The sequence below is a fragment of the Mesorhizobium sp. LNHC232B00 genome (genome assembly GCF_000502435.1).
In the GTDB taxonomy this organism is placed as follows: Bacteria; Pseudomonadota; Alphaproteobacteria; order Rhizobiales; family Rhizobiaceae; genus Mesorhizobium; species Mesorhizobium opportunistum.
Window position 1 is genome coordinate 99291 of record NZ_AYWP01000023.1, and the last position, 12939, is coordinate 112229.

At 63.7% G+C, this 12939-nt stretch carries 12 protein-coding genes; 9 read left to right on the forward strand and 3 right to left on the reverse strand.

The genetic code is table 11. The features are described from left to right. Positions 1 to 71 precede the first annotated feature (71 nt). From X743_RS145545 to X743_RS145535, 3 genes are read right to left on the reverse strand one after another with little or no spacing between them, the layout of a single operon-like run. Positions 72 to 1184: a mannonate dehydratase gene (locus X743_RS145545; RefSeq protein WP_023767811.1), complete on the reverse strand. Its 1113-nt coding sequence runs from the start codon at positions 1182 to 1184 to the stop codon at positions 72 to 74. 3 nt (positions 1185 to 1187) lie between these two features. Then, positions 1188 to 1973, reverse strand: coding sequence for an SDR family oxidoreductase (locus X743_RS145540; protein WP_023767812.1), 786 nt, complete (start codon positions 1971 to 1973; stop codon positions 1188 to 1190). Further along, a complete protein-coding gene (locus X743_RS145535) occupies positions 1966 to 2766 on the reverse strand; it encodes a FadR/GntR family transcriptional regulator (protein ID WP_023767813.1) in 801 nt (266 codons plus the stop codon). The genes X743_RS145540 and X743_RS145535 overlap by 8 nt, the downstream gene beginning before the upstream one ends. Before the next feature lie 167 nt (positions 2767 to 2933). Here X743_RS145535 and uxuA point away from each other — a divergent pair, with 167 nt between their 5' ends. The 9 genes from uxuA (at position 2934) to X743_RS145490 (ending at position 12937) form a co-directional block, all read left to right on the forward strand. Continuing rightward, complete coding sequence (uxuA, locus tag X743_RS145530; RefSeq protein WP_023767814.1) at positions 2934 to 4118, forward strand: mannonate dehydratase; 1185 nt, start codon at positions 2934 to 2936, stop codon at positions 4116 to 4118. Positions 4119 to 4240: 122 nt separating this feature from the next. Next, the gene (locus tag X743_RS145525) at positions 4241 to 5389 is read left to right on the forward strand and encodes an extracellular solute-binding protein (protein ID WP_023767815.1); all 1149 of its coding nucleotides are present in this window, start codon (positions 4241 to 4243) and stop codon (positions 5387 to 5389) included. Next, positions 5389 to 6237 carry an IclR family transcriptional regulator gene (locus tag X743_RS145520; protein ID WP_023767816.1) on the forward strand — a complete coding sequence of 283 codons (849 nt, stop codon included), beginning with the start codon at positions 5389 to 5391 and terminating at the stop codon, positions 6235 to 6237. The genes X743_RS145525 and X743_RS145520 overlap by 1 nt, the downstream gene beginning before the upstream one ends. 28 nt (positions 6238 to 6265) lie before the next feature. Continuing rightward, on the forward strand, positions 6266 to 7297 hold the full coding sequence (locus X743_RS145515) for a sugar ABC transporter substrate-binding protein (RefSeq protein WP_013893838.1): 1032 nt from the start codon (positions 6266 to 6268) through the stop codon (positions 7295 to 7297). 69 nt (positions 7298 to 7366) lie between these two features. Next, entirely contained in the window at positions 7367 to 8350 is a 984-nt protein-coding gene (locus X743_RS145510) for an ABC transporter permease (RefSeq protein ID WP_031258215.1), read from the forward strand. Further along, on the forward strand, positions 8340 to 9872 hold the full coding sequence (locus X743_RS145505) for a sugar ABC transporter ATP-binding protein (protein WP_023767818.1): 1533 nt from the start codon (positions 8340 to 8342) through the stop codon (positions 9870 to 9872). The genes X743_RS145510 and X743_RS145505 overlap by 11 nt, the downstream gene beginning before the upstream one ends. 54 nt (positions 9873 to 9926) lie before the next feature. Then, complete coding sequence (locus X743_RS145500) at positions 9927 to 10922, forward strand: ABC transporter permease (RefSeq protein ID WP_031258216.1); 996 nt, start codon at positions 9927 to 9929, stop codon at positions 10920 to 10922. 1 nt (position 10923) lies between these two features. Beyond that, the gene (locus tag X743_RS145495) at positions 10924 to 11709 is read left to right on the forward strand and encodes an SDR family oxidoreductase (protein WP_031258217.1); all 786 of its coding nucleotides are present in this window, start codon (positions 10924 to 10926) and stop codon (positions 11707 to 11709) included. Positions 11710 to 11731: 22 nt separating this feature from the next. Then, positions 11732 to 12937, forward strand: a complete 1206-nt coding sequence (locus X743_RS145490; RefSeq protein WP_023767821.1) for a CaiB/BaiF CoA-transferase family protein — start codon at positions 11732 to 11734, stop codon at positions 12935 to 12937. Positions 12938 to 12939 lie beyond the last annotated feature (2 nt).

The window sequence follows — 12939 nt, forward strand, 5'->3', positions numbered from 1 at the left end:
ACCCGCCAGGCCTGGTCCGGTTCCGTGCCGCGCGGTGGCCTACATGGCGCTCATGCCGCCGCGTATGGTCATCAGGCTTGCATCCGGATGCTGGTGGATTGGGTGCGCGAAGGCCCGAGTGCCGCGGCATTCTGGACCAGCGCGCGCATGTAACCTAACGCAAATGCCTTTCCGGCATGCCATGGCGCATCGCAGGACATTTCCGGCGTATGGTCGGGGATCATCACGCCGTCATAGTTTTCATCGCGCAGGATGCGCACGATCTCGGCCATGTCGATGTCGCCATCGTCGACGAAGGTCTCGTGATATCTGGGCACCTTGCCGCGCACGTTGCGGAAGTGGATGTAGCCGATGCGTTTGGTGCGGGCGAAGCGCCGGACATGTCCGTAGATCTCGTCCGTGCCCGGCATTTCCTGCAGCGAGCCGAGGCAGAGTTCCAGCCCATTGGACGGCGAGTCGACGATGTCCATCAGCCGGTCGTATTTCTGCGGCCGGTTGACCAGCCGCGCGGCGCCCCGCAGCGCCTCCGCCGGCGGATCGTCGGGATGCGCCGCCAGCATCACGCCGGCCTCCTCGGCCACCGGAACGAGTTCCCGCAGGAAGCCGCCGAGCCGCTGCCAGAGTTCCTCGCTGCTGACCGTCACCGGTTCGGCATTCGGCCGGCCGGCACGGTAGCGCATGTTCCAGACGACGCCGTCGGGCAGCGGCAGGTCGGGGTCGATGGCGGCGAGATCGAGCCCCACCGACATCGCCTCGCCGCGCGCGAACGGCCCGCGCGACCAGCCCCAGACACCGGCGATCGAGAAGTTGTAGCCGATGCAGGGAATGCCGGCGCGCCCGGCATCACGGACAAGCCGCTTCAAGCCTTCGATCTGCCTGGCCCTGTCGGGACCGCCGAGCAGCACGTCCGACCAGAAGCGCGGCGAGAAATTCTCGATCGCGGCGATTTCCAGACCATTGTCGCGCACCGTCTTCACCAGGCCGGCGAAATCCTCGTAGTTCCAAAGTTCGTCGGTGGAGCAGTCGCCCCAGCCTTCCTTCTCGCTGCCGGCGGACAGCGAAGGATCGCGGCCGCGAAAATAGTTGGTGAGGTGGGCGACGATATGAGTGGCGCCCGCCTGACGGGCGAAGCGGAAATTGTCGGGGGTGAGCGACTCCCGGTAAAGGCCAAGACCGATCTTCATGGTCTACTTCACGCCGATGCCGGCGGTCAGGCCGCCGTCTATTTTGTAGTCGGCGCCGGTGCAGAAGCCGGCTTTCGCCGAACACAGGAAGGCGATGAGCTCCGCCACCTCCTCCGGTTCGCCGATACGGCCAAGCGGATGCGCCGCCCCGAAGCGCCTGTAGGCCTCTTCGACATCGGCGTCGCTGCCGCCTTCGCCGCGCGCGGCCTTCTCGAGGATCGGCGTTCGGATCGAGCCGGGGCTGACCGAATTGACCCGGATGCCGGATGCCGCGTAGTCGAGCGCCAGCGAGCGCGTCAGCGTGTGGATGGCGCCCTTGGTGGTGGCATAGGCGGCCACGTTCTGCTGGCAGGCGAAGCCCTGCACCGAAGCGACGTTGACGATGGCGCCGCCGCCGCGCTTGACCATCTCCGGAATGCCGAAATGCGCGGTCAGGTAGATCGATCCGACATTGACGGTCATTGCCCTGTTCCACGTTTCCCAGTCGGTCGTGGTCGCCGTTCCATAGGGATGGACCGCCGCGGAATTGACGATGATGTCGATGCCGCCAAACCGTTCGACGCCGGCCGCGACCGCGTCGCGAACCTGGTCCGAAACCGAGACATCCACTGTCTGCACCAGCGCCTTGGCTCCGGCCTTGACGAGGCCTTCCTGCATGGCGGCATTGGCCGCCCGGTCGATGCCGCAGCCTATGATGGCGGCGCCGCCCTGCGCCAGCCGCCTTGCGGTGGCGAGTGCTATTCCAGTCGTGCCGGTGATCAGCGCGACCTTGTTCTCAAAATCAGACATGGTGCAAATCCTTGGAAGAAGGCAGATCCCTGGAAGAAGGCAGATCCCTGGAAGGAGTTGGGGTCCGTACGTTTTCGAGGTCGTCGGGAACGAAGCGCAAGCCGAAATCGAGATGCCGGCTCATCAGGTAGCTATAGGCGATGCGGTCCCGCGCGCGCAGCGCCGCGATGATCTCGCCATGGGCGCGGCGTGTTTCGCTGAGGATCGGCCGGATGGATTTGCCGACCGTCATGATGTGCAGGATGACCGGCGACAGGAACTGATAGGTCTGCACCAGCATGCGGTTGCCGGCGAGCTTCACCAGCGCGAGGTGGAAATCGAAATCGCGCTGCGCGGCCTCCTGCACATCCTTGCTGGCCTCTATCAGGCCGTTCACCTCGTCCAAGCCGTCGATTTCGGTGGCGCTGGCGTTGAGAATGACGTGGTCGCCGATGCTCACTTCGATGATGCGGCGAAAGCCCTGGATGTCGTGAAAGGAGGTCTTCGAAATGTCCATCTGGGCGGCGAAGAAATTCTGGATCGCGACATTCTGGCGGTCGGCCAGCACCGCGCCGACACGCGGCTTGGGATCGATCAGGCCATAGGTCCGGATCGTGCGCAGCGCCTCGCGTATCGTGTTGCGGCTGGCGCCGAACAGTTCGCAAAGTTCCCGCTCGGTGGGCAGCACGTCGCCGACGGACATCGAGCGATTGCGGATGAGATCGAGGATCTGCCGTACGGTCTGGTCGACGGCCGAACTGCTGACCACCGCGTCGTCTGTCGGTCCGGCCAGGTCGGAATCACCTTGTTCCACGCGAATACCTCGTGCCATTTGTTGGACCAAGGCTACGTCGAACACGATGAGAAATCAACTGGATGCGGGATGAGATGGCCAAGGGCGGTCTTTGGGAGCCATAGTTCTGGCTTGTTGACAGCCTTGTGGTCCAACAATATGGTTGCCGAAAATGTCGAGGAGGCTTCATGGAACAGTGTTGGCGCTGGTATGGTCCGGAAGATCCGGTGACGCTTGAGCATGTCAAGCAGGCTGGAGCGACCGGCGTGGTTTCGGCGCTTCATCACATCTATGACGGCAGGGCCTGGTCTGAGCCCGAAGTGCTCGAGCGCAAGCGGATCATCGAGGCCGCCGGCCTGACATGGTCGGTCGTCGAAAGCATCCCGGTCCACAATTCCTTCAAGATCGGCGCGCCGGAACGCGAGCGCTATGCCGGCTACTATCGCGACTCGATCCGGTCGCTTGCCAAGGCCGGCATCGCGACGATCTGCTACAATTTCATGCCCGTGGTCGACTGGACCCGCACGGACCTGGCCTATCGGCTGCCGACGACGGGCTATGCCCTGCGTTTCGATGCGATCGACTTCGCGGCCTACGACCTGTTCGTGCTGAAGCGCAGGAATGCCGAGGCAAGCTACACGCCGGCTCGTATCGCGGCGGCCGAGACGCGGCTGAAGGAATTGACGCCTGAGAAGATCGACCAGGTCGAGCGCAACCTCATCGCCGGCCTGCCGGCGACCGAGCGCAGCTACAACCGCGACAGCTTTCGCGAGGCGCTGGCGGAATACGATGCGATCGGCCCGAAGGAACTGCGCGAAAACCTTGCCTGGTTCCTGCGCGAGATCATTCCGGTGGCTGAAGAGGAGGGGGTGCGCATGTGCATCCATCCCGACGATCCGCCCTTCTCGCTCTACGGCCTGCCGCGCATCGTCTCGACCGCCGAGGATGCGCGTTTCATCCTCAAAACCGTCGACAGCCCGGCCAATGGCCTGACGTTCTGCACCGGTTCCTACGGCACGCGCGCCGACAACGACGTCGTCGCAATGGTCAAGGAATTCGCCGACCGCATTCACTTCGTCCATCTGCGCAACATCACCATCGAGGAGGATGGCTCCTTCTATGAGGCCGAGCATCTCGAGGGCGGCACCGACATGGCGCATGTCATCCTCGCCTTGATGCAGGAAGAGACGCGCCGCCGCGGGGAAGGCCGTGCCGACTGGCGGATTCCGATGCGTCCCGATCACGGTCATCTGCTTGCCGACGACATCGGCAAGAAGAAGATCAATCCCGGCTATTCGCTGATCGGCCGCCTGAAAGGGCTCGCCGAACTGCGCGGCATCATGCGCGCCGTGGAGCGGTTCGGGCTGGCATGAGAATGGTCAGCCAGCGATAGGTTCGCTCTTTGCATATGTAAAAACTATTTGTCTAGGTGAAAATACCTGCTACTACAACGGGCCGGGCACGCATGTCCGGTTCCAGGGAGGAATTGCCTGAAATGACAAGACTGCGCGGTCTTGCGTGGGATCATCGACGTTGCTGGGGTCCGCTCGACGCCAGTATCGGGCCGTATTGCGCTGGCAATCCGGGCCTGGAAATCGAATGGGACCGCCGTAGCCTGTATGAATTCGGCGAGGGTGCGCTCGGCCCGCTGCTTACCACTTACGATCTGGTCGTATTCGACCATCCCTTCATCGGCGACATCGCGCAGGACGAGTTGATGGTGCCGTTCGACGCCTATCTGTCGGCGGAGCAAATCCGGTTCTTCGAACGCGATTCCGTCGGTGCCTCCTGGCAATCCTACGAAAAGAACGGGCGCCAGTGGGCGCTGCCCATCGATGCCGCCTGCCAGGTCGCCTCCTATCGCCCGGATCTCCTGGAACGCTGCGGGCCGGTGCCGCGCACGCACGACGACATGGTCGAGCTTGGCCGGCAGGTGCGCCGGGATGGCAAGTGGCTGGGCCTGCCCTCGGTGCCGACGGATGCCATGTGCATGCTCCTGACGCTTGGCCATCCACAGGAGACCGGCGAGCACTTCATCGCCAGGGACATGGTCGAACAAGCCATCGGGCAACTGCGCGAGCTTGCGGCGCTGTCGCATCCGAACTCATCGAAATGGAACCCGATCCGCTGCTACGACCACATGGTCGCGCATGATGATGTGGTCTATGTGCCGTTCGCCTTCGGTTATGTGAATTACGCCGCGAAGACCGACAGGCCCTATCTGCGCTTCGCCGACGTCGCGACCCCGAATGCGGCCGGCGCCTTGCTCGGCGGCGCCGGCATCGGCGTCAGCGCCCAGTCGAAACACAAGCAGGAAGCGATCGACTACGCGCTGTTCCTGTGCTCGCCCGAGTATCAGCGGGGCGATTATGTCAGGTCGGGCGGGCAGCCGGGATCGCTGGCGGCCTGGAAGGATGTCGAGGTCAACCATCTCTCCGGCAATTTCTTCAGTTCGACGCTGCGCACGATCGCCTCGTCCTATCTGCGCCCGACGCATCCGGGCTTCATCGCCTTCTTCCGCGAGTGCGCGCCGCATGCGGCTGCCGCCATCGCCGGCGACATGCCGGCGGCCGAACTCGCCGACCATCTGAACCGCCTCTACCGCGAAACCCGGCAGGGCCAGCCGCAACGGAGCGTTGCGTGATGGCCAGTGTCGCCGAGACTCCAGATGAAAGCGAAGCCGGCCGCAACGGTTACCGCGTGCCGGCTGTGGAGAAGGCGCTCGACGTCCTGGAGTTCATGGCCTCCAGCGCCGAGACGCTGACCCAGACCGAGATCGCGGCCGCTCTCGGCCGCTCCATCCACGAAATCTACCGCATCCTGCTTCTGCTGGAGAAGCGCGGCTACATCTTCCGCACACAGTCCGATCGCTTCCGGCTGTCGCTGAAACTGTTCGAACTGGCGCACATGCATCCACCGGTGAAACGGCTGGTCGAATGCGCGCTGCCTGTGATGCGCGAACTGACCGCCAATGCCGATCAGAGCTGCCATCTCGTGGTGCGCGAGGGCCGGAGCGCGCTGGTGGTGCTGCAGATCGATTCGCCGCTGCCGATGCGTTATTCGGTTGCACTCGGGTCGCATTTCCCGATTCTCGAAACCAGTTCGGGTGCCGTGCTGCTTGCCCATTCGAACCGCGCCGAGCGCGAGCGCATAATCGAGCGCATCGTGGCCGCCGGTGAAGGGCAGGGCACACGGGCCGAGATCGAGGCTCGGCTGAACGAGGTGGCAAGGCTCGGCTACGAAATGCGCGCTTCGCTCGCGGTCGAAGCCTGCACCAACATCTCCATGCCGGTGCGCGATCATACCGGCGCCGTCATCGCTGCGCTCACCGTCCCGCTGCTGCCGCAGAAGGCGGCGCGATTCGACCGCGAAACCGTCTTCGAGCGTACCCGGGCGGCCGCCGAGAAGATATCGGCGGCACTTGGCTGGGGCGAGGCCACCTCTTCGTTACGTGCCGACCCGGAACGGCGGGATTACCCGTTCAGCGACTAACAAAAGCGATAAAACCTGGGAGAAGAAAATGCACCGGTCCAAATCAATCCTGTTCGCATCCGCGGCCCTGCTGGCCCTGGGCGCCGCGGCGGCGCATGCCGAGAACATGCCCAAGCGCATCGGCTATGTCACCAACTACGCCACCCATGAGTGGTATCAGAACGTCATCAAGGGCATGAAGGCTCACGGCAAGGAACTCGGAATCGAGGTCGAGGTCCAGGACGCCAATCTCGACATATCCAAGCAGGTCGCCGCGGCCGAGGATTTTATCGCCAAGGGCGTCGACGTGCTGATCATCACCCCGGTGAATGAAGAAGGCGTGGTGCCGCTGCTGCGTCAGGCCAAGGCCGCCAATATCCCCGTGGTGCTCGAAGGCAACCCCGTCAAGGGCATGACCACCATGGTCGCCATCTGCGACTACGACACCGGCTATATGTCCGGCGTGGAAGCCGGCAAATACGCCAAGGACAAGCTCGGCGGTGTCGCCAAGGTGATGAATGTCGGCCTTCCCCTGCTTTCCGCCACGGTGCTGCGCTCGCACGGCTTCATGGACGGGCTGAAGACCATCATCCCCGACGCGGTCATGGTCCACGACCTTGATGGCGGTGGCAATCCGGACCGTGCGCTCGAAGTGTCTTCGGCCGCGCTCGCCAAGAATGCCGACATCAACATCATCTATGGCATCAACGACTCGTCCTCGCTGGGTGGCCTGCAGGCCTGGAAAGCGGCCGGCAAGTCGCAGGATGGCTTGCTGACCGTCGGCACCGGTGGCGAGGGCCTTGCCTTCATCAACGCCATGCAGAACGAGCCGTCCTACCGCATCGAGGCAGCGATGTTCCCTGAAAAGGAAGGCTTCACCGCCATCGACGCCGCGGTCAAGCTCTTCAACAACGAGGAAGTGCCGGAGCACATCGTCAGCCCGACCGCGCCGATGAACGGCGAGGACTGGAAGAAATACTACGACTATGACGGCACCACCCGCACCATCAAATGGGATGCCGTCAACGCACTGCAGCCGCCGGCAAAATGCATGAAAACCTCGGCTGACCTGAAGAAGTAAGGCCGCCGACATTGCCCTTCCCTCATCGCGGGAAGGGCACTTGGCAAGTGGCCGGGAATGGACTGACATATGAGCGAGCTTACACACGCCTCCGCGCCGAAGCGCTTTATGGGCGGCCAGCTGTTGGGCAGCAGCCAGCTTGTGCTGGGCGTCATCCTGGCGGTGCTGTGCATCGCCATCTCGATCGCGGCGCCGCAATTCTATTCGGAGGCCAACATCATCGCCATCCTGCGCCAATGCGCGCTGGTGCTGATCGTCGCCTCGGGCATGACCATGCTCATCATCACTGCCGAGGTCGACCTCTCGGTCGGTGCTTCGCTCGCCTTCGTCGGCTGCATCGGCATGGCGGTGCTGAATTCAACCCACAGCCTCACACTCGGCATGTTGGCAGCGCTCGCCTTTGCCGGCGGCGTCGGCCTGTTCAACGGCCTGGTCGTTACCCGGCTGAGGGTCAACTCGCTGATCGCCACCATCGGCACGATGATGATGCTGCAGGGTGGCGTCTACCTGTTCACCCGCGAGGCGGTGCAGAACCACAATCAGCTCGCAAGCTTCACCGATCTTGGCGCCGGCTATGTCGGCGCGGCGCCGGTTCCCGTCATCCTGGCGGCGCTGATCTTCGTCGTCGCCTATGTGACGCTGCGCTTCACCACGCTCGGCCGCTACCTCTATGCGGTCGGCGCCAATGAAAAGGCGGTGCGCCTGTCCGGCCTGCGCTCGGAGCGCCTCAAGCTGTTCGCGTTCGTCGTCACCGGGCTCTGCGTCGGCATTGCCGGCATGATCCTGTCGTCGCTGATGAATGCCGGCCAGCCGACCGCCGGCCGCGGCTTCGAACTGACCGTCATCGCCGCCGTCATTCTCGGTGGCACCAGCCTGCTCGGCGGCCGTGGATCGCTGTTCGGCACCTTGCTCGGCGTGCTGGTGCTGAAGGTGATCGACAATGGCATCATCATCCTCGGCTGGAACCAGGACCTGCAGATGGTGGTACCGGGCGTCGTCATCATCCTCGCGACCTATCTCGACATCATCCGGAACAGAGCCAATGTCCGTTGATTTCCTGCACCCCGGCGAAGCCGCGGCCATCGACACCAACGTGCCGGCGCTGGAATTGCGCGGCATCGACAAGCGCTTCCCGGGCGTCGTGGCGCTGGACAATGTCGACTTCACGCTGGAGCCCGGCAGGATCCATGCCTTGATGGGCGAGAACGGCGCCGGCAAGTCGACGCTGATCAAGATCATGGCCGGCGTCTACGGCAAGGATGCCGGGACCATCCGCATGCGCGGACGCGAGGTCGACATCAAGTCGCCGCGCGACAGCCTGAAGGAAGGCATCAAGGTCGTGTTCCAGGAGATCGCTCTGATCTCCGAATTCACCGTCGCCGAGAACATCTTCCTCGAAGGCTATCCGACCGGCAAGATGGGCTCGATCGACTGGAAAAAGATCCGCGCCGATTCGGCAGCGCTCTTCAACCGCATCGGCTTCAATGTCGACCCGGCGGCGCGCACCGGATCGCTGCCGGTCAGCCAGCAGCAGATGGTCGAGATTGCCCGCGCGCTCGCTCATGAAGCCCGCGTCGTGGTCATGGACGAGCCGACCTCCTCGCTGACGCCAAATGAAGTCTCGCTGCTGTTCACCGTCATCCGCCGGCTGGCCGCCCTCGGCATCGCGGTGGTCTATGTCAGCCACAAGCTCGACGAGGTGTTCGAGATCGCCGATACGGTGACGGTGCTGCGCGATGGCAAACACATCTCGACCAGGCCGATCGGCGAGCACACCAACGATACGCTGATCCAGGACATGATCGGCCGGCGCATCGACAATCTGTTTCCCCGCCAGCGCGGCGCGGCAGGCAGCAAGATTGCTCTGTCCGTGGAAGGACTGAGCACGGCGAAGAAGCTGCATGACGTATCCTTCGAGGCCCGCGCCGGCGAGGTTCTCGGCTTCTTCGGATTGATGGGCGCCGGCCGCACCGAACTCGCCAAGGCGATCGTCGGTTACGACCCGATCACATCGGGGACGATCATAATTGATGGCGGTCGCCTCGCGCCGCACGACACGCGTACCGGCGTCAGGCTTGGCATCGGCCTGCTCACCGAGGATCGCAAGAGCGAAGGTCTGATGGCCGAGCTGCCCGTCTACCAGAATGCCAGCCTGGCCTCGCTTGGCGCCTTCGCCCGCCTGGGGTTCGTCGACAAGGCCAGGGAGCACCAGGCGGTGCAGGATTATGTCGATCGCTTCCGTATCAAGACCCCCAGCCTGTTCCAGCAGGTGAAGAACCTGTCGGGCGGCAATCAGCAGAAGGTGCTGATCTCGCGCTGGCTGATGCGGGGCCTGAAGGTAATCGTCGTCGACGAGCCGACACGCGGCATCGATGTCGGTGCCAAGTCGGAAATCTTCGCGCTCATCGACCGGCTCGCCGGCGAAGGTTTGGCGGTGGTCATGATGACGTCCGAGATGCCGGAACTGCTCGGTCTCGCCGACCGGATCGCGGTGATGTGCGAAGGCCGCCTCACCGTGATCATGTCGCGCGAAGAGGCTACGCAGGAAAAGATCCTCAATGCGGCGATCGGGTGAGACCATGGTGGTTCGCGGCCTACCCCGTGGTCCGTACTTGAAAGGGAGCAAGCGATGAGCCTTGCAAGCACGGCCTCAGCAAAAACCCAGCCATCTGTGCTGGCGCGGCTCTTTGCCCGGCAGGAACTGGCGCTGCTGATCTGCTTCATCCTGGTGTTGGCGTTCTTTTCATTCACGGTCGAGAATTTCTTTTCCGTGCGCAACCTGACCAACGTGCTCGGCCAGGCGTCGTTGCCGTTGATCGCCGGCATCGGCTGTGCCGTCGTCTTCATTTCCGGCGAGGTCGACATTTCGATCGGCTCGCTGCTCGCGACCATCGCGCTGCCGCTGATCATCATCATGAACGACACCAACTCGCTGCTGCTCGGCATCGGTGGCGCGCTGCTGTTCGGGCTGATCATCGGGGTGGTGAACGGCTATCTCACCGCCTATGCCGGCATCAACTCGCTGATCGTGACGCTGGGCACGATGTTCATCATGCGCGGCGGCGTCTATCTCTACACCGGCCAGCGCGCGATCCCGGACGACGCCAGTCTCGACAGCTTCATTGCGCTGTCGGACGGCCGCCTGTTCAACATCATCCCCTATTCGGCGGTCATCGCCATCGTCCTGCTCGCCGCCTTCGCCTACATGATGCAGCACCGGCCGTTCGGACGGCAGATCTATGCCGTCGGCGGCAACCAGGAAGTGGCGCGGCTGGCGGGCTATGACGTGCGGCGCGTCAAGTTCATCTGCTTCATCATCAGCGCGCTGCTGGCGACGGTCGCCGGCATCATCCTGGCCGCGCGCGTCGGTTCGGCGCAGCACACGGCAGGGCTGAATTTCGAATTCCAGGTGGTTGCCGCGACGGTGCTCGGCGGCGTCAGCCTTGCTGGCGGCATCGGCAGCCTGACCGGCATGGCGCTCGGCGTGCTGATCCTGCAGTTCCTGTCCAACGGCCTGCGCGGGCTCGGCCTGCCGACCGAATGGCAGCTGGTCATCACCGGCATGATCATCATTGCCGCCGTCGCCTTCGACGAGGCGAAACGCCGGCGCGCGAACGGAGGCTGACATGGCTCGTCTTGAAGGGAAAACCGCTGTCATCACCGGTGCCGCCGACGGCATCGGCCATGCGATCGCGCAGGCGATGGCGCGCGAAGGCTCGCATGTCTTCCTGGGCGATATCGCCGACAGTGCGGGCGAGGATTTCGCGGCCGCGCTTCGCGCGGCAGGCCACCGTGCCGACTATGTCCATTGTGACGTCTCGAAGGAAGCTGACATCGCCGGCCTCATCGATAGTGCCGTCGGCAAGACCGGACACCTCGACATCTTGGTCAACAATGCCGCCATCGCCATCGGCGGCATGCCGGTGCACGAGATGACCGACGAGCAGTGGCACCGGCTGATCGCGGTCAACCTGACCAGCGTGTTTCGCGGCTGCAAATACGCGCTGCCACACATGATCGCGCAGAAGTCGGGCTCGATCATCAACATGGCCTCGGCACAGGGCCATATCGGGCTCGATGGCTGGACCGCCTATGCCGGCGCCAAGGGCGCGGTGATGGCGATGACGCGGCAGATGGCGGTCGAGTTCGGGCCGATGAACGTCCGTGTCAATTCGATCTCGCCGGGCACCATCAACACGCCGATGAACGACAGGCTGATCAAGGAGATCGGCGGCAATCTGGCGAAAGCCTGGGTCAAGATGCATCCGCTCGGCCGCATCGGCGAGCCTTCCGAAGTGGCGGAGGCCGCCGTCTATCTGGCGTCGGACGCCGCCGGCTTCACCACCGGCACCGACCTGCGTGTCGACGGCGGGCTGACCGCTGCCCCCCGCTACGTTCCCGAACTGCTTTGAAAACTTTGAAACGAGATTTGAAATGAACAAGGCCCTCGAAGGCGTCCGCATCCTCGATTTCAGCCATCTGCTGCAAGGACCGTTCGCCACGCAGCTGCTCGGCGACATGGGCGCCGATGTCATCAAGATCGAGCGTGCCGGCGCCGGCGACATGTTCCGCGGCATGACCTTCTTCGCCAAATGGGTGGGCGGCTCGGAGAGCCCGAATTTCCTTGCCTGGAACCGCAACAAGCGTTCGATCGCGCTCAATCTGAAGAGCCGCAAAGTGCATGCCATCCTCATGGAGATGGCCAGGAGCGCTGACGTCGTGGTGCAGAATTTCCGCCCCGGCGTGCTGGCCAAGCTCGGCTATGGCTACGAGGACTTCAAGGCCGTCAATCCGCGCATCATCTACTGCTCGGGTTCGGGCTATGGCGAGGAGGGCCCCTATGTCGAGCGCCCCGGCCAGGACATGCTGATCCAGGGGCTCGCCGGGCTGATTGCCAACACCGGCCGCGGCGACCAGGCGCCGGTTCCCGCCGGCGCCGGTCTTGCCGACCAGATCGGCGCCATGAACATGGTCTACGGCATCCTGTCGGCGCTCTACTATCGTGAGAAGACCGGCAAGGGCCAGAAGATCGAGGTCAACCTGCTGGCCGGCCTGCTGGCACATCTCAATCAGGAATATGTCGCCGTGCTCAACCTCGGCGAGGATTTCGTGCGGCCGAAATCCGGCATCGGCCATCCCGGCATGCAGGCGCCGTTCGGCATCTACGAGACAAAGGATGGCGGCTATGTGTCGATCGCGATGAGTCCGTTCAAGACGCTGTACGAGGTGCTGGAGGCGCCGCAGCTTGCAGTCTACGACGACCTGAAAACCTTGTTCGACAAGCGCGACGAAGTGTTCGACAAGGTCAATGCCGAGACCAAGAAGTTCGGCACGCAGGATCTGCTGGGACGCCTGCTCTCGGTCGACATCTGGTGCGCCGAGGTGAAGGACATCCGCCGCGCGGCCGAGGATCCGCAGGTCACGCACATGGGCATGATCACCAGCTACGATCATCCACGCGGCGGCAAGGTGCGGGTGGTGGCGCCCGCAGTCAAGATGAGCGAGACGCCGGCGACCATCGATCGGCCGGCGCCGCTGGTTGGCCAGCACGGCCGCGAGATCCTGGCCGAGTTCGGCCTGTCGAAGGACGAGATCGCCGCTCTCGAGGCATCCGGCGACATGACCGTGGATGCAGCCTGACG